We start from the raw sequence: 15796 nt of genomic DNA, 5'->3' as shown, positions 1-15796 counted from the left end.
CGATAATGATTCGCGATTGTGGCAGAGGAGGGCGGGGGGATGCAATTGACGCTGGTCAGAATGCCTGTGGGCGCGGGTTTATCCGCGAAAAGGCCAGCGCCTGCCTACAGGCCATGGCTGTGCACGGCGCGCCGCCGCCACTGCCTCAGCCGCTGTTCCAGTTGCAGCGGGCTGTCCAGTTGCTGGCGTCGTGCCTGGCTGAACAGGATCAAGGCCAGCTCTGCGGTGACCTGGGCGTCGGCACTGGCATGATGGCGCGCCTGTACCTCAAGGCCGAAGCGTGCCACCCAGTCGTCCAGGCCTGCCTCACGTAGCACGGTGTCGGGGTTGAGCATCGGTGCCAGTTCCGCCACATCGATGAAGACATGTTGCAGGCGATAGCCGAGGGTTTCCTTCAAGGCGCGCCCGAGCATGCCCTGGTCGAACGGCGCGTGAAAGGCCAGTACCGGGCTGTCGCCGATGAACTCCAGCAAGTCCACCAGCGCTTCGGCCGGGTCGCTGCCTGCCGCCAGTGCGCTGGGCCCCAGGCCGTGAATAAGCACGCTGGCGTTGGTCTTCTGTTCGGGACGGTGCAAGGTGCGTTCGAACTGGCGGCCCAGGTCGATACCGCCGTCCTCGATGGCCACGGCACCGATCGACAGCACCTGGTCACGGTTGAGGTTCAGACCACTGGTTTCGAGGTCCAGTACAACCCAGCGCTGCTCGCGCAGAGGCTGCACGCCGTACGCTGCTGGCCCTGGCAGCGCGGCCAGGCGCTGGCGCAGTTCTTCGTCGAGCGCCGGTGCGCTGGAGCGTAGCCAGGCGAACAGCTTCATAGCTGGTACCGCTGCGCCAGGCTGCTTTGCAGGCGCTGGGCCTGGCGCAGCGATTCACGCAGGATGCGGCGGTCCAGATGGTTGAGGCTGTCCGGGTCGACGCGGTTGGAGTAGGCCAGGTTATCGCGACTCTGGCGCTGGTGCTGTTGCATGCGGGTCTGCTGGATGAAGTGATAGGCCTCTTCGAAGGCGGCGCCATCGAGGGCATCGATGACGCCCTTGGCCACCAGCTGGCGCAAGCGTTCCAGTGTGTTGTTGGCACCGATGCCGTTGGCCAGGGCGAGCAGGCGGGCGCCATCGACGAAGGGTGTCAGGCCCTGGACCTTGAGGTCGAGGGTGGCGGCCTTGTCGTTGCCCTGACGGGTCAGCACGAACTCGCGCAGACGCCCGACCGGCGGGCGCTGGCGCAGGGCGTTGTCAGCCATCATGCGCTGGAAGATACGGTTGTCGGCAACCTGGGCGAGGATGCCCTGGCGAAGCACTTCGCAGCCTTGCTCATCGCCCCAGACCACGCGCAGGTCGAAGTAGATGCTCGAACCCAGCAGGTTTTCCGGGCTGGCTTCGCGGATGAAACCGGCAAAGCGCCGCGCCCATTCGGCACGCGACAGGCATAGCTCGGGGTTGCCGGCCATGACATTGCCCTTGCACAGGGTGAAGCCACACTGGGCGAGGTTGTGGTTGATGTACTGCGCCAGTGGCAGCAGGCGCGCGCGAATGGCGTCGGCTTCGGCGCTGTCGCGGGCCTCGAAGAGAATGCCATTGTCCTGGTCGGTGTGCAGCGTCTGCTCGCGGCGTCCCTCGCTGCCGAAGCACAGCCAGCTGAAGGCCACGCCGGGGTCGCCGCGTTCGGCCAGCGCCAGCTCGATCACCCGGCAGACGGTATGGTCGTTGAGCAGGGTAATGATCTGGGTGATCTGCGTCGAGGAAGCACCATGGGCGAGCATGCGCTCGACCAGTTGGCCGATCTCGCCGCGCAATGCCACCAGTACTTCCAGGCGCGGCGCGTGACGGATGGTGCGCGCCAGATGCACCAGGTCGACCCGCTGCAGGGAGAACAGGTCGCGCTCGGACACCACCCCGCACAGGCGACCGTTGTCCACCAGGCAGACATGCGCGATATGCCGTTCGGTCATCGCCATGGCGGCATCGAAGGCGCTGGCCTGGGGGCTGAGGTAGAACGGTGCGACGGTCATGTGCCGGTCGATCGGTGCGCTGAGCTCGGCGCTGGCGTCGGCGACCACCTGACGCAGGTCGCGCAGGGTGAAGATACCGATGGGGAAGCGCTGCTCATCGACGATGGCAATGCTCCCCACCTGTTGTTCGTGCATCGACCGTACGGCGTCGCGCAGCGGCGTGTCGGGCGTGCACACCACCGGATGACGCATGGCCAGCTCGCCCAGCGGTGTATTGAGCGAATACTGCGTGCCCAGGGTTTCCACGGCGCGCTGGCGCACCTGCTGGTTGACCTGGTCGAGCAGGCTGCTGACGCCGCGCAGGGCGAAGTCGCGAAATACGCCGGACAACGAGAACACGCGGATGAACGCCGCCTTGTTCAGTTGCAGGCAGAAGGTGTCTTCGCCGGCCAGGTGTTCGGTGCGCGTGGCCCGTTCGCCAAGCAGTGCGGCCAGGGGGAAGCATTCGCCGCTGGCGATCTCGAAGGTGGTTTCCACACCGGGGCCGGTGACATGTTGGCGTTCGCCCACCACCCGGCCCTGCTTGACGATGTAGAAGTGTTCCACGGGCCCGTCGGCGGGCTTGATGATGCTTTCGCCGCTGGCATAGAAGCGCAGTTGGCACTGCTCCACCAGATAGGCGAGGTGCCCCTGTTCCATCTGATTGAACGGCGGGAAGCGCTGCAGAAACTGCAGCGTGCCCTGGATGTTCTGCAGCACCGCTGTCCTGCCGGCCTGGGTGTAGGCGTCCTTTTTGCTCATGAAGCTGACCGTATCGCTACGCCGAACTATATATATCTATCTATAGGTATCGGCTTTGTTGTTTTCGGCCTCCATGGTCGGCTGGCTGCCCGTGGATGCCCATTGGACGTAAGTCTATCGGTGAGAGTCGCTGTCAAGGATCCGACGAAAGGTGGGTAGGCTACGCCGGTTTTCGCGGTCCTAAACCTAGCACGAGATTTTTTTGACGAGATGACCATGGCTGAGCATGACGAAATACTGAGTGACGCCGAGCGCGAGGCGTTGGCCGTGGTGAGCGCGCCAGTGGCGCCCAGGCCGGTGGTGCTGGTGGTGGACGACAACCCGGTGAACAGCGAGGCCCTGAGCCTGTACCTGAAAAGCCGTGGCATCGACTGCATGATGGCCGATGGTGCGCAGGAGGCGATGTTCAAGTTGCACTACGAACCGCGCATCGCGCTGATGATCACCGATCTGCGCATGGAGCCCAAGGATGGCCTGGAGCTGATTCGGCAGATTCGCGAGTCGGAGCGGGCGGCGTTGTCGATCATCGTGGTGTCGGGCGACACCGATGTGAAGGAGGCGGTGGACGTGATGCACCTGGGGGTGGTGGATTTTCTGCTTAAACCGGTGGATCTGGGGAAATTGCTGGAGTTGGTGAAGCGCGAGTTACGCATCGAATAACCGTGTAACGGCATTCGCGGGTAAACCCGCTCCCACAGGGCCTGCACTGCCTTGAAGGCAGCAGTGGATCTGTGGGAGCGGGTTTACCCGCGAATAGGTCTTACAGCCCGTTACGCGCCTTGAACTCGCGACGGCGGCGATGCAGTACCGGCTCGGTATAGCCGTTCGGCTGCTTCGCACCCTCGACGACCAGCTCGACCGCGGCCTGGAACGCGATGTTGTCATCGAAGTTCGGCGCCATCGGGCGGTACTGGGCGTCGCCGGCGTTCTGCTTGTCGACTACCGCTGCCATGCGCTTGAGGCTTTCCAGCACCTGCTCCTGGGTGACGATGCCATGACGCAGCCAGTTGGCCAGCAACTGGGCGGAAATGCGCAGGGTGGCGCGGTCTTCCATCAGCCCGACGTTATTGATGTCCGGCACCTTCGAGCAGCCCACGCCGTGGTCGATCCAGCGTACGACGTAGCCGAGGATGCCCTGGGCGTTGTTGTCCAGCTCGTTGCGGATCTCGTCGGCAGACCAGTTGGTGTTGGCCGCCAGCGGAATGGTCAGGATGTCGTCCACCGAGGCCGGGGTACGCGAGGCCAGCTCGCGCTGGCGCGCCTGGACGTCGACCTTGTGGTAGTGCAGCGCGTGCAGGGTCGCGGCGGTCGGCGAAGGGACCCAGGCGGTATTGGCGCCGGACAGCGGGTGGGCGATCTTCTGTTCGAGCATCGCCGCCATCAGGTCAGGCATGGCCCACATGCCCTTGCCGATCTGGGCACGGCCTTGCAGGCCAGTCGCCAGGCCGATATCGACGTTGTTGTTTTCGTACGCGCCGATCCACTTCTCGCTCTTCATGGCGCCCTTGCGCACCATGGCGCCGGCTTCCATCGAGGTGTGGATCTCATCGCCAGTGCGGTCGAGGAAACCGGTGTTGATGAACACCACGCGCTCGGCTGCCGACTTGATGCAGGCCTTGAGGTTGACCGTGGTGCGGCGCTCCTCGTCCATGATGCCCACTTTGACGGTGTTGCGCGGCATGCCCAGCAGGTCTTCGACGCGGCTGAAGATCTCGGCGGCGAACGCCACTTCCTCAGGGCCGTGCATCTTCGGCTTGACGATGTACACGCTGCCGCTACGGGTGTTCTTGCGGCTGGTGTTGCCGTTGAGGTTGTGCAGGGCGATAAGGTTGGTGAACAGGGCGTCCTGGATACCTTCGGGAATTTCGTTGCCCTGGGCATCGAGGATCGCCGGGTTGGTCATCAGGTGACCGACGTTACGCACGAACAGCAACGAACGACCGTGCAGGGTTACGCTGCCGCCATTGGGCGCTGCGTACTCGCGGTCGGGGTTCATGGTGCGGGTGAAGGTCTTGCCACCCTTGGTCACGCTTTCGGCCAGGTCGCCCTTCATCAGGCCCAGCCAGTTGCGGTAGACGACGACCTTGTCGTCGGCATCGACGGCGGCGACAGAGTCTTCGCAGTCCATGATGGTGGTCAGTGCCGATTCCATCAGGATGTCTTTCACGCCGGCGGCGTCGGTGCTGCCGACCGGGGTGCTGGCGTCGACCTGGATCTCGAAGTGCAGGCCGTTGTGCTTGAGCAGCACGGCTGTCGGCGCTGCGGCGTCGCCATGGAAACCGATCAGCTGGGCGTCGTCGCGCAGGCCGCTGTTGCTGCCGCCCTTGAGGGCGACGATCAGCTTGCCGGCGTCGATGCGATAGCCGGTGGAATCGACGTGGGAGCCGGCAGCGAGGGGCGCGGCCTCATCGAGGAAGGCGCGGGCGAAGGCGATGACTTTGTCGCCGCGTACCTTGTTGTAGCCCTGGCCTTTTTCGGCGCCGCCTTCTTCGCTGATAGCGTCGGTGCCATACAGTGCGTCATACAGCGAACCCCAGCGGGCGTTGGCGGCGTTCAGGGCGAAGCGCGCGTTCATCACCGGCACCACCAGCTGCGGGCCGGCCATGTGGGCGATTTCTTCGTCGACGTTTTGCGTGGTGGCCTGGAAATCGTCGGCTTGTGGCAGCAGGTAGCCGATTTCCTGGAGGAATGCTTTGTAGGTCGCGGCGTCGTGGGCCTGACCCTGGCGTGCCTGGTGCCAGGCATCGATCTTGGCTTGCAGCTCGTCACGCTTGGCGAGCAGGGCTTTGTTCTTTGGAGCGAGGTCGTTGATGATCTTCTCTGCACCGGCCCAGAACTGCTCGGCGACGATGCCGGTCCCCGCAATGGCTTCGTCGTTGACGAAGTCGTACAGGACCTTGGCGACCTGAAGGCCACCGACTTGAACGTATCCAGTCATTGCTTGCCTCACTCTGCTCAGCTATTTCGCTCTTCTGTATTAAGCCTGTAGCGCTTCTCTAAACACGCGGCCAGTACATGCCCTCGTCATGCAGCCCGAGCGCGGCTGGGTGCAGCCTGCCAGACAGGCTGGCGGGCGATTCGCGTATTTTCACAGGCGCCTTGGCAGACATCCAAACGACGTTTTGTAGTCCGCGCTGGCGCATACTACATGATGCAGTAGGCGGGTGAACATCAGACTAAAAGCGTCGTTGTGCGACCCATTGGTCGCATGGGGTCACGCTGGGAGACAGTATGTTCGCAAAAAACCTGTAGATTGTTCCAGATAAATCTCTAAACGGTACACGATTTGTTGCTTGGTCTGCCCTGCGGCAGGTTGCCGCGCCTTGCCTATACTGATTCGATGCCCTTGTACGAGCAGGTAGAGGAGTGGCCCGTGGATCATCTTGTACTCACCGTGATCGCCCCTGACAAGGCCGGACAGGTCGAACGCATCGCCCAGTGCATCTCCGATCACAGCGGTAACTGGCTGGAAAGCCGCATGTCGCGCATGGCCGGGCAGTTCGCCGGGATCCTGCGGGTGGCGGTGCCGGCGGAAAACTATGACGAGCTGGTCGAGTCACTGCAGAAGCTGGGCGACCATGGCATCCGCGTGCTGATTGCCGAGAGCGGCATCGAACCGTCCTGCACCTGGAAACCGATCGCGATGGAGCTGGTGGGCAATGACCGCCCCGGGATCGTTCGTGATATCACGCGGCTGCTGGCAGAGCAGGGCGTCAATCTCGAGCGCTTGAGTACCGAAGTGCGCCCGGCACCGATGAGCAGCGAGCCACTGTTCCACGCCGATGCCTTGCTGGCATTGCCGCTGACCTTGTCGCTGGATGACCTGCAGCAGAAGCTCGAAAGCCTCGCCGATGACCTGATGGTGGAGTTGAAGCTCAGGCCGGAGGAATAGCGGGTTATCCCGATTTAACGGGGAAGCCCCTGTGGATAACCTGAGGGTACTCCAGGCCAGCCCCGATAGATCGCGGGCTGCAGCGGATTGTGCAAAAAATGTCCATATTTCAGGGGCTTGTGCACAAAGCGCGGGGATCAGGGTGTGGATAACCTCTGGAGACCTTGCTGCAGGCCATGTGATCCGTGGCCTGCATGGATTTGATCGTTTTTTGATCAGGCGCGTTTGCGCAGGCTCAGCCAGGCGTCGACGCTGTAGATCGCCAGGCCCGCCCAGATGAACATGAAGGCGATCAGGGTACTCGAGGACAGGTGCTCGTCGAACAGCAGCACCGCCTGCAGCAGCACCAGGGTCGGCGCCAGGTATTGCAGGAAGCCCAGGGTGGTGTAGGGCAGGTGGCGCGCGGCGGCGTTGAAGCACACCAGCGGCACCAGCGTGACCGGTCCCGCAGCCATCAACCACAACGCTTCGCTGCTGCTGAAGAATGCTAGGTTGGCGCTGTCGGCTTGCGGGTGCAGCAGCAGCCAGCCCAGTGCCAACGGCACCAGCATCCAGGTCTCCACCACCAATCCCGGCAGCGCCGCCACCGGCGCCTGCTTGCGGATCAGGCCATAGAAACCGAACGACAGCGCCAGCCCCAGCGACACCCAGGGCAGACCACCGACCTGCCACACCTGTTGCGCCACCCCCGCTGCGGCCAACCCGACCGCCAGCCATTGCAGGCGGCGCAGGCGTTCGCCCAGCAGAAGCATGCCCAGCAGCACGTTGACCAGTGGGTTGATGTAGTAGCCCAGGCTGGCCTCGAGCATGCGCCCGTTGTTCACGGCCCACACGTAGGTCAGCCAGTTGCCTGCGATCAGTGCGCCGCTCAGGGCAAGGATCGCCAGGCGCCGCGGGTTGTCGCGCAGCTCGCGCCACCAGCCTGGGTGTTTCCATACCAGCAGCAGGAGCGAACCGAACAGTGCCGACCACAGTACCCGGTGGACGATGATCTCCACCGCCGGGACGCTCTGGATGGCTTTGAAGTAGAGGGGGAACAGCCCCCAGATGATGTAGGCGCTGAGGCCCAGGATGTACCCGCGCTGCGGGTTTGCGGCGTGCATGCAGATTCCTTGCTTTGGCAGCTGATATCGCGGCGCCTATTGTAGACAGCGGCGCCTTGCAACTAGAACAATTTGAGTGGCGCTTCATCCAGCGCCGCCATCTGCTCGCGCAGGGCCAGGATCTGGTCGCCCCAGTAGCGCGGCTGGCCGAACCAGGGGAAGCTGCGCGGGAACGCGGGGTCGTCCCAGCGCCTTGCCAGCCAGGCGCTGTGATGCAACTGGCGCAGGGCGCGCAGCGGCTCGATCAGCGCCAGTTGGCGCGGGTCGAAATCGTGGAACTCGTTGTATCCGTCGATCAGTTCGGCCAACTGCGTCAGGCGCTCTTCGCGGCTGCCGGCCAGCATCATCCACAGGTCCTGCACTGCCGGCCCCATGCGGCAGTCGTCGAGATCGACGACGTGGTAGACGTCGTCGCGGTGCATCAGGTTGCCAGCGTGACAGTCGCCATGCAGGCGGATCGCCTCGAAGGGCGTGCGTTGGTAGATATCCTCGACCCGCTTGAGCAGGTCGCGGGCCACGGATTCGAACGCCGGCAGCAACTCGCGCGGGACGAAATCGCCGTCGAGCAGGGTCTTGAGCGAGGCATGGCCAAAGTTGTCCACAGCCAGCGTTTCGCGATGCTCAAAGGGGCGCGTGGCGCCGACGGCATGCAGGCGTCCGAGCAATTGCCCGAGGCGATACAACTGATCGAGGTTGCCAGGTTCGGGCGCATGGCCGCCGCGGCGGGGGAACAAGGTGAAGCGAAAGCCCTGGTGCTCGAACAGGCTGCGACCTTCATGCTGAAGCGGGGCGACGACCGGCACCTCGTGCTCGGCGAGTTCGAAGCTGAAGCTGTGTTCCTCGAGGATGGCTGCATCGCTCCAGCGCCCGGGGCGGTAGAACTTGGCGATCAGCGGTTGTTCACCTTCGATGCCCACCTGATAGACGCGGTTCTCATAACTGTTGAGCGCCAGCACCCGGGCATCGCTGAGAAAGCCCAGGCTTTCGACGGCGTCCAGGACCAGGTCGGGGGTGAGGGTATCGAAGGGGTGGGACATGGGAGCTCCGGCAGGGGAATGCATGCGCGGCATGGTAACGCATTCCATGGCGGCTTCAGGTGCCAACGCTCCCAGCATTCGTGTGGGAGCGGGCTCGTCCCGCGATCGGGCGCGAAGCGGCCGTAAACCAGCCGCTACAATGCTTCAGGCCCATCACGTCGCCTGCCAGGTAGCCGCTTCGGGTGATCGCGGTGCGAGCCCGCTCCAACGCATTGCGCGCTACACCGGCACCCCCAGCAGCACGAACGAAGGATGAAACTGCGCTCGCACCTTGCTGCCTGCCGCGACTGCCTGGTGCTGCAGCCATTGCGGTTCGGCAAAGGCGCACAGCGTCTGTCCGTTCTCCAGCGCCAGCCGCATTTCACTGCTGCCGCCTTCATTGGCCAGTACTTCTTCCACCTGGGCGTGCAGGCAATTGCTCTCGGCGTCCGGCTGATCACCGTCAGCCAGCACTTTCACCCATCCGGCCTTGAGCAGGGCCACCACCGTGCTTCCCAGGGCCAGCTCCAGCCGTTCGGTACTGTCCGGTGTGATCAGCGCATCGATTTCCAGCCCGCTGCCCAGTGCCAGGCTGACCCTGTCGTAACGCCCCTCGCGGCGCAGCCCGCTGATCTGCCCGCGCAACTGATTGCGAGCGCTGGTGCGCAGCATCAGGCGGCCGAGCAGGTCGAGGTCGCTGTGTTCTTCGGTGGATTCGAGGATTTCGCTCTGCAACGCCTGGATGCGCTGATACAGGCGCAAGACCCTTGCGCCCTCCGTCGACAGCTTGGCACCGCCACCGCCACGCCCGCCGGCACTGCGCTCGACCAACGGCTGCGCTGCGAGGTTGTTGAGCTCGTCGATGGCATCCCAGGCGCTCTTGTAGCTGATCCCGGCCGCCTTGGCGGCGCGGGTGATCGAGCCTTGTTCAGCGATGTGCTGCAGCAGGGCGATGCGCTGCGGACGACGGAAGATGTGCTGGGCAAGCAGGGCGGGCAAGGACATTGGGCAGGTTACCGGCGGTGTGATGCGGCGAAAGTGCCTTCGAGACCGAGTCTAGTCAACCCTGCCCAGGCCTGGGCGTGCGTGCCAGGCAGTACACATCGACCCGGCGCGCCCCGGCCTTGCGCAGCAGGCTCGCCAGCGCGCGGGCAGTGGCACCGGTGGTCAGCACGTCGTCGACCAGGGCCACATGGCGCCCGTCGAGCGTGGCGTGCGGTGCGACGGTGAAGGCCTGGCGCAAGTTGCGCCAGCGCGCTTTGGCGTCGAGAGTCTGCTGCGCCGCGGTGTCACGTGGGCGCAGCAGCACGCGCTCGTCGCAGGGGATGTGCAACTGGCTCGATAGCCAGCGTGCGAGCATGGCGGCCTGGTTGAAGCCGCGTTGGCGCAGTCGACGTGCAGCCAGTGGCACGGGCAACAGTTGGTCGGGTTTTGTCAGGCCTTCGTCATAGCGGTGCTGCAGGGCTTGTGCCAGCAGATCTGCCAGCAACCGCCCCAGCGGCCACTGGCTGCGGTGCTTGAAGCGGCTGATCACAGCGTCCAGCGGATACCCGTAATGCCACGGCGCAATGACCCGTTCGAACGGCGGTGGCCTGCGGCTGCACTGCCCACAGGTCAACGCCCGCATCGCCAGGGGCAGCGCACAGCGCGTGCACTGGTCGTCGAGCCACGGCAACTCATGCTCGCAGGCCGGACACAAGGGATATGCCTGTTGCGCAGGCTCATCGCAAAGCAAACAGACCTGTTCAATATTTAGCCAGTTGTAAACCAGTGTTTTTATGTTTGGTTGACAGTGCATGGGCCTTCCCTGACTATGCGAGCTATCCGTGAAGCGCTGCGGGCTTTCCTGTCCCGGCGCCTGTCAGAGCCTAGATAAGGAAACGCCGATGAGCGCCAGCACAAATGCAACAACACGTCACGACTGGTCCCTGGCCGAGGTCAGGGCGCTGTTCGAGCAGCCATTCAACGACCTGTTGTTCCAGGCGCAGACCGTGCATCGCGCGCACTTCGACCCGAACCGCGTGCAGGTCTCGACGCTGCTGTCGATCAAGACCGGTGCCTGCCCCGAAGATTGCAAATATTGTCCGCAGTCCGGCCACTACAACACCGGGCTGGAAAAACAGAAGTTGATGGAAGTGCAGAAGGTGCTGGAAGAGGCTGCCCGGGCCAAGGCCATCGGCTCGACTCGCTTCTGCATGGGCGCCGCGTGGAAGCATCCCTCCGCCAAGGATATGCCCTACGTGCTGGAGATGGTCAAAGGGGTCAAGGCCATGGGCCTGGAAACCTGCATGACCCTCGGCAAGCTCGATCAGGACCAGACCCAGGCACTCGCCCAGGCGGGTCTGGACTACTACAACCACAACCTCGATACCTCGCCGGACTTCTACACCAGCATCATCACCACCCGCACCTACAGCGAGCGCCTGCAGACCCTTGCCTACGTACGTGATGCCGGGATGAAGATCTGCTCCGGCGGCATTCTCGGCATGGGCGAGTCGCTGGACGACCGCGCAGGCCTGCTGATCCAGCTCGCCAACCTGCCCGAGCACCCGGAGTCGGTGCCGATCAACATGCTGGTGAAGGTTGCCGGTACGCCGCTGGCCAACGCAGAAGACGTCGATCCGTTCGATTTCATCCGCATGCTCGCGGTCGCGCGGATCCTCATGCCCAAGTCGCACGTGCGCCTGTCTGCTGGTCGTGAACAGATGAACGAGCAGATGCAGGCCCTGGCCTTCATGGCTGGCGCCAACTCGATCTTCTACGGCGAGAAACTGCTGACCACCGCCAACCCGCAGGCAGACAAGGACATGCAGCTGTTCGCGCGTCTGGGCATCAAGCCCGAAGAGCGTGAGGAGCACGCCGACGAAGTGCACCAGGCGGCCATCGAGCAGGCGCTGGTCGAGCAGCGCAGCAGCGAGATGTTCTACGACGCCGCTTCGGTCTGATCATGGCCTTCGATCTGGCGGCGCGCCTGGCCGAACGGCGCGCCGCGGACCTGTATCGGCGCCGCCCCCTGTTGCAGAGCCCGCAAGGCCCGGAGGTGGTGGTCGATGGGCAGCGTCTGCTGGCGTTCTGCAGCAACGATTATCTCGGGCTGGCCAATCACCCGGAAGTGACCGCCGCCTGGCGTGCCGGTGCCGAGCGCTGGGGTGTCGGTGGCGGTGCCTCGCACCTGGTGGTCGGCCACAGTACTGCGCACCACGATGTCGAAGAGGCCATCGCCGAGTTGACCGGACGCCCGCGTGCGCTGCTGTTCACCACCGGCTACATGGCCAACCTCGGCGCCATCACCGCGCTGGTGGGGCAGGGCGATACGGTGCTGCAGGATCGTCTCAACCATGCCTCGTTGCTCGACGGCGGGCTGCTCAGCGGCGCCCGCTTCAGCCGCTACCTGCACAACGATCCGGCGAGCCTGGCGAGTCGCCTGGATAAAGCGGTCGGTGACACGCTGGTGGTCACCGATGGCGTGTTCAGCATGGACGGTGATCTTGCCGACCTGCCCGCCCTGGCGACGGTGGCGCGTCCACACGGCGCCTGGCTGATGGTCGACGATGCCCATGGTTTCGGCACGCTGGGCACCAATGGTGGCGGTATCGTCGAGCACTTCGGGTTGGGCATCGATCAGGTGCCGGTGCTGATCGGCACGCTCGGCAAGGCCTGCGGTACTGCCGGCGCGTTCGTCGCGGGCAGCGATGACCTGATCGAGGCGCTGGTGCAGTTCGCCCGTCCTTATATCTACACCACCAGTCAGCCGCCGGCACTGGCCTGTGCAACGCTGAAAAGCCTGCAACTGCTGCGTGACGAACGCTGGCGGCGCGAGCACCTTGGCGCGTTGATCCGCCAGTTCCGCCAGGGCGCGCAGCAGATCGGCCTGGCGTTGATGGACAGCCCGACCGCGATCCAGCCGATCCTTGTCGGCGATGCGGCGCGGGCGTTGATGCTGTCGAAGATGCTGCGCGAGCGCGGTCTGCTGGTCACCGCGATCCGCCCACCAACCGTACCGGTCGGCAGTGCGCGCCTGCGCGTAACCTTGAGCGCCGCGCACAGTGAAGCGCAGGTCCAGCTATTGTTGAATGCATTGGCCGAGTGTCATGCACAGCTGGAGTCCGCCGATGCGTAACCGACTGATCCTCTTGCCCGGCTGGGGGCTGGGCACCGCTTCACTGGAACCCCTGGCTGCCAGCCTGCGGTCGCAGGATCCACGCCTGCAGGTCGATCTGGCAGCGTTGCCGGAGCTGCCTGATGCTGACGTCCAGGCCTGGGTCGATCACCTCGACCGCAAGCTGCCGACGGATGTCTGGCTGGGTGGCTGGTCGTTGGGCGGCATGCTTGCCAGCGCCTTGGCGCACAAGCGTGGCGACCATTGCTGTGGCCTGCTGACGCTGGCCAGCAATCCGAGTTTCGTGGCCCGCCACGACTGGGCCCACGGCATGGCCGAAGACACTTTCGGCACCTTCCTCGATGGTTGTCGCAGCCACACGCAGGTCACCCTCAAGCGATTTCGCACGCTGTGCAGCGAGGGTGCGCAGCAACCCCGCACCTTGCTGCGCCAGCTCGGCGTGGGCGTGCCGGACACCGATCCCTTGTACCTGGCCACCGGCCTGCAAGTGTTGGCCAAGCTGGATACCCGCCAGGCGCTCGAGCAGTACGGCGGCCCACAGTTGCACCTGTTCGCAGGTAGCGATGCACTGGTGCCGGCGGATGCGGCCAAGGCGCTCAGCGAGCTGCTGCCGGATGTTGAAGTCGGCCTGGTCGAAGAGAGTTCCCACGCGTTCCTGCTGGAGTACCCACAGGAGCTGGCGGCGGGTATCAAGAGTTTCTTGCATGAGAGTGGTGATGACTGATCTTTCCCGCCCGATCCTGCCCGGCGCCCTGCCGGACAAGCGCCAGGTGGCGGCCTCGTTCTCCCGCGCGGCGGCCAGCTATGACAGCGTCGCTGCCCTGCAGCGCGCGGTGGGTGACGCTTTGCTCGCGCGCTTGCCGGCGTCGATGGCGCCGATCCGCTGGCTCGACCTGGGCAGCGGCACAGGCCATTTCAGTCGCGCCCTGGCTGCGCGCTTCGAGGCTGCCCATGGCGTGGCAGTGGATATCGCCGAAGGCATGTTGAGCCATGCCCGCGAGCAGGGTGGGGCTCATCATCATGTGGCTGGTGATGCCGAGCGCCTGCCGCTGCGCGATGGTGCCTTCGACCTGATGTTCTCCAGCCTGGCAGTGCAGTGGTGCGACCAGTTCTCCAGCGTGCTGGCCGAAGCCCGGCGCGTGTTGCGACCGGGCGGAGTGCTGGCGTTCAGCAGCCTGTGTGTCGGCACGCTGGAGGAGTTGCGTGCCAGCTGGCAGGCAGTGGATGGGCTGGTGCATGTCAATCGTTTCCGGCACTTCGAGGATTACCAGCGCCTCTGCGCCGACAGTGGCCTGACCCTGCTCGGGCTGGAGCGCCTGCCCCACGTACTGCACTACCCGGATGTGCGCAGCCTGACCCACGAACTCAAGGCGCTGGGTGCGCATAACCTGAATCCCGGGCGCCCGTCGGGCCTGACCGGGCGTGCACGCATGCAGGGGCTGCTGCAGGCCTATGAGCAGTTCCGTGACGACCAAGGTCTGCCTGCCACCTATCAGGTGGTCTATGGGGTGTTGCGCAAAGGCGAAGAGGAGTGACATGAGCCAGGCCTATTTCATCGCCGGTACCGACACCGATGTCGGCAAGACCACCATCGCCACCGGGCTGTTGCGTGCAGCACATAACCTTGGGCGTAGCACGCTGGCTGCCAAGCCTGTGGCGTCCGGATGCACGGTCAGCCCCAAGGGGCTGCGCAACAGTGATGCGCTGGCGCTGATCGACGAAAGCTCGATCAAGCTGCCCTATGAGCAGGTCAATCCCTTCGCCTTCGAACCGGCCATCGCCCCGCATGTGGCCGCGCGCGAAGCCGGCGTGGCATTGAGCGTGCCGACACTGCGCGACGCCATGCAGCAGATACTGGCGCACGGCGCCGACTTCACCCTGATCGAGGGGGCGGGTGGCTGGCGGGTGCCGTTGTCCGATCATGCCAACCTGTCCGACCTGGCGGTTGCCTTGAAACTGCCGGTAATCCTGGTGGTGGGGGTGCGCCTGGGTTGCATCAACCATGCGCTGCTCAGTGCCGAGGCCATCGCCCGCGATGGGCTGCAACTGGCGGGCTGGGTGGCCAATATCGTCGATCCACGCACTGCGCGGCTTGAAGAAAACCTGGCAAGCCTCGCCGAGCGCCTGCCGGCGCCATGCCTGGGGCGGGTGCCCTGGCTGAAGCCTGCCGGAGCCGAGGCGGTGGCCGAACATCTGCATCTGGATCTGCTTGACTGACCGCTCGGTGAACATCCGGTTACGAAAAATGCCCTGATTCTATTAGCTGGCACTGGGCTATTAAGGATTTAAACGGGTAATTTTCCTTGCGGACTGTTTTAATTGAGTCCTCTTCCCTCACCCAGTCTTGTGGAGTCCTGATATGGAAATCACCGGCAGCTCTGCTTTCTACGCAGGCCTCGGCGCCATCCAGAACGGGCAGAACCGCGTCGACCAGGCCGCCAGCCAGATCGCCAGCAATGGCGTCGAGCGTGCAGGCGCCAGCCAGTCCACCAGCTATCAGGCAGAGCGCCTGCGGGGTGTAGACCGCAGCCAACAGCAAGACTTGGCCACCAGTACCGTGCAGCTCGCCTTGGGCAAGCACGAAGTCGAACTGGGCGTGAAAGTCGCCAAGGCCTCCGACGAAATGCTCGGTCGGTTCATCGATACCTACGCCTGACTGCATAACCGTCGGCCAAGTACCTGTGGGAGCGGGTTTACCCGCGAATCAACCAAGCCACGCAAGTGTGCCTGGTTTGTTCGCGGGTAAACCCGCTCCCACAGTCGCATTGGGCCGATGAATCAAGCGCTGGCAGAAACGCCATCGTTCGCGACCGAATTGGCACTATCGTCCCTTCTTGACATTGCCCTGAGCTAAACGTAAGTTTCAAACAACTGTTTGACCGAAAGCCGCCAAGAGCTGGTCGGTACCCGCGGTCT

At 64.2% G+C, this 15796-nt stretch carries 15 protein-coding genes; 8 read left to right on the top strand and 7 right to left on the bottom strand.

Annotated features, from left to right (window positions below; translation table 11 throughout):
• Nucleotides 1–104: 104 nt before the first annotated feature.
• On the bottom strand, nt 105–815 hold the full coding sequence (locus F6X62_RS00745; protein ID WP_153772419.1) for a PolC-type DNA polymerase III: 711 nt from the start codon (nt 813–815) through the stop codon (nt 105–107).
• On the bottom strand, nt 812–2749 hold the full coding sequence (locus F6X62_RS00740) for a putative nucleotidyltransferase substrate binding domain-containing protein (RefSeq protein WP_054892178.1): 1938 nt from the start codon (nt 2747–2749) through the stop codon (nt 812–814). Before F6X62_RS00740 ends, F6X62_RS00745 begins: the two co-directional genes overlap by 4 nt.
• A gap of 216 nt (nt 2750–2965) precedes the next feature.
• Between F6X62_RS00740 and F6X62_RS00735 the strand changes: the two genes are divergently transcribed.
• A complete protein-coding gene (locus tag F6X62_RS00735; protein ID WP_153772418.1) occupies nt 2966–3409 on the top strand; it encodes a response regulator in 444 nt (147 codons plus the stop codon).
• Nucleotides 3410–3509: 100 nt separating this feature from the next.
• Here F6X62_RS00735 and F6X62_RS00730 read toward each other — a convergent pair whose 3' ends face one another.
• Complete coding sequence (locus F6X62_RS00730) at nt 3510–5687, bottom strand: malate synthase G (protein ID WP_153772417.1); 2178 nt, start codon at nt 5685–5687, stop codon at nt 3510–3512.
• Nucleotides 5688–6122: 435 nt separating this feature from the next.
• Between F6X62_RS00730 and F6X62_RS00725 the strand changes: the two genes are divergently transcribed.
• A complete protein-coding gene (locus F6X62_RS00725) occupies nt 6123–6641 on the top strand; it encodes a glycine cleavage system protein R (protein WP_112897161.1) in 519 nt (172 codons plus the stop codon).
• 215 nt (nt 6642–6856) lie between these two features.
• Here F6X62_RS00725 and rarD read toward each other — a convergent pair whose 3' ends face one another.
• The 4 genes from rarD to F6X62_RS00705 all read right to left on the bottom strand — a co-directional run bounded on the left by rarD (nt 6857) and on the right by F6X62_RS00705 (nt 10558).
• Nucleotides 6857–7744, bottom strand: coding sequence for an EamA family transporter RarD (rarD, locus tag F6X62_RS00720; protein WP_151925274.1), 888 nt, complete (start codon nt 7742–7744; stop codon nt 6857–6859).
• Between the two features lie 62 nt (nt 7745–7806).
• Entirely contained in the window at nt 7807–8781 is a 975-nt protein-coding gene (locus F6X62_RS00715) for a serine/threonine protein kinase (RefSeq protein WP_125930945.1), read from the bottom strand.
• Between the two features lie 219 nt (nt 8782–9000).
• Complete coding sequence (locus tag F6X62_RS00710; protein ID WP_153772416.1) at nt 9001–9765, bottom strand: TOBE domain-containing protein; 765 nt, start codon at nt 9763–9765, stop codon at nt 9001–9003.
• A gap of 55 nt (nt 9766–9820) precedes the next feature.
• Nucleotides 9821–10558: a ComF family protein gene (locus tag F6X62_RS00705; protein WP_153772415.1), complete on the bottom strand. Its 738-nt coding sequence runs from the start codon at nt 10556–10558 to the stop codon at nt 9821–9823.
• A gap of 88 nt (nt 10559–10646) precedes the next feature.
• Between F6X62_RS00705 and bioB the strand changes: the two genes are divergently transcribed.
• The 6 genes from bioB (at nt 10647) to F6X62_RS00675 (ending at nt 15536) form a co-directional block, all read left to right on the top strand.
• Nucleotides 10647–11705, top strand: coding sequence for a biotin synthase BioB (bioB, locus tag F6X62_RS00700; RefSeq protein WP_153772414.1), 1059 nt, complete (start codon nt 10647–10649; stop codon nt 11703–11705).
• A gap of 2 nt (nt 11706–11707) precedes the next feature.
• Nucleotides 11708–12880 (top strand): 8-amino-7-oxononanoate synthase, encoded by a 1173-nt coding sequence (gene bioF, locus F6X62_RS00695; RefSeq protein ID WP_153772413.1) that lies wholly within the window; start codon nt 11708–11710, stop codon nt 12878–12880.
• Nucleotides 12873–13604, top strand: coding sequence for an alpha/beta fold hydrolase (locus F6X62_RS00690; RefSeq protein ID WP_153772412.1), 732 nt, complete (start codon nt 12873–12875; stop codon nt 13602–13604). Before bioF ends, F6X62_RS00690 begins: the two co-directional genes overlap by 8 nt.
• Nucleotides 13597–14415: a malonyl-ACP O-methyltransferase BioC gene (bioC, locus tag F6X62_RS00685; RefSeq protein WP_153772411.1), complete on the top strand. Its 819-nt coding sequence runs from the start codon at nt 13597–13599 to the stop codon at nt 14413–14415. Before F6X62_RS00690 ends, bioC begins: the two co-directional genes overlap by 8 nt.
• Before the next feature lies 1 nt (nt 14416).
• A complete protein-coding gene (bioD, locus tag F6X62_RS00680; protein ID WP_153772410.1) occupies nt 14417–15097 on the top strand; it encodes a dethiobiotin synthase in 681 nt (226 codons plus the stop codon).
• 142 nt (nt 15098–15239) lie between these two features.
• On the top strand, nt 15240–15536 hold the full coding sequence (locus F6X62_RS00675; protein ID WP_063542348.1) for a hypothetical protein: 297 nt from the start codon (nt 15240–15242) through the stop codon (nt 15534–15536).
• The last annotated feature ends 260 nt before the right edge of the window (nt 15537–15796 follow it).

The sequence above is a fragment of the Pseudomonas sp. MNR3A genome, from assembly GCF_009650575.1.
Classification (GTDB): Bacteria; Pseudomonadota; Gammaproteobacteria; order Pseudomonadales; family Pseudomonadaceae; genus Aquipseudomonas; species Aquipseudomonas machongensis.
The sequence above is the reverse complement of the archived record's forward strand: the minus strand, read 5'-3'. Positions and strand labels throughout refer to the sequence as shown.